Origin of the sequence: Mycolicibacterium iranicum (assembly GCF_002101705.1) — a bacterium.
GTDB lineage: Bacteria > Actinomycetota > Actinomycetes > Mycobacteriales > Mycobacteriaceae > Mycobacterium > Mycobacterium iranicum.
The window spans coordinates 1-1,154 of the sequence record NZ_LQPC01000072.1; the positions used below are offsets into that span (position 1 = coordinate 1).

The following is a 1,154-nucleotide window of genomic DNA, read 5'->3' on the forward strand; positions in this document are numbered from 1 at the left end:
CCCGCGTTACCGCCGGTGTTGCCCGCGACCGCCCGCGCCCAGGCACAGGGGTTGATCAACGCCGAACACGTCTCGGTCATCGGCAAAGCGGTCAACAAACTCCCCGGGTTCGTCGATCAAACGACGCGCGAGCAGTTCGAAATCACCCTGGTGCGCGCCGCGGTCGGCAACGGGCCCAAACAACTGCGCGAGGCCGCGGAGTTGATGCTGTTTCTGCTCGATCAGGACGGCCCCGAACCCGATGACCTCGAACGAGGCCGCACGCGCGGGGTCACCAAGCACAAGCAGCGCGCTGACGGCATGGTCGACATCTCGGCGACGTTGACCCCGGAGGCGTGGGCGGTGTGGGAACCGATCTTCGCCAAGTACGCCGCACCGGGGATGTGTAATCCCGACGATGAGCAGCCCTGCACCTCGGGCACCCCGACCCAGGAACAGATCGACAACGATCACCGCAGCCTGGCCCAGCGTCAACACGATGCGATGCTCGCTATCGGACGGATCGCGTTGATGAGCGGAGATCTGGGCAAGCTCACCGGGCTGCCGGTGTCGGTGATCATCCGCACCACGATCCAAGACCTGCAATCGCGCGCCGGGATCGGGGTCACCGGCGGCGGCACCCGGCTGCCGATCACAGATGTCGTCCGTATGGCCGCCCACGCCCACCACTATCTGGCGGTGTTTGACCGGGCCACCGGTTCGGCCCTGGAGTTGTTGCGCACCAAACGCATCGCCTCCCCGGCGCAGCGGATCATGTTGATCGCCCGCGAGGGCGGCTGCACCAAGCCGGGCTGCACCATCGGGGCCTACGGCTGCCAGGTCCATCACGTCACCGCCGACTGGGTTGACGGCGGCAACACCAACGTCGACGACCTCGGCCTGGCGTGTGGGCCCGACAACCGCAGCGTCACCGACGGCGGCTGGGCCACCCAGATGAACGACCGCTGCGAGGTCGAATGGATCCCACCGGAACCCCTGGACACCGGCCAAGCCCGGGTCAACACCTACCACCGACCCGAACGCCTGCTACGTCCGACCGAGGACTCGGAGTTCGGCGTTGACAACGACACTCCGGCGGCGGGATCCACCGAGGAGCAGGTCGACCAAGGCCACTCAGGCGCCGAGGGGGATGGTGTTACCCCCGCCGACTAAGC

Annotated in this window: 1 protein-coding gene; it reads left to right on the forward strand. The window is 67.2% G+C overall.

What is annotated here, in order from left to right; genetic code table 11:
• Positions 1-1,152 (forward strand): HNH endonuclease signature motif containing protein (locus AWC12_RS28605; protein WP_110808776.1); only part of this gene is annotated, 1,152 nt, incomplete at its 5' end.
• Between the last annotated feature and the right edge of the window lie 2 nt (positions 1,153-1,154).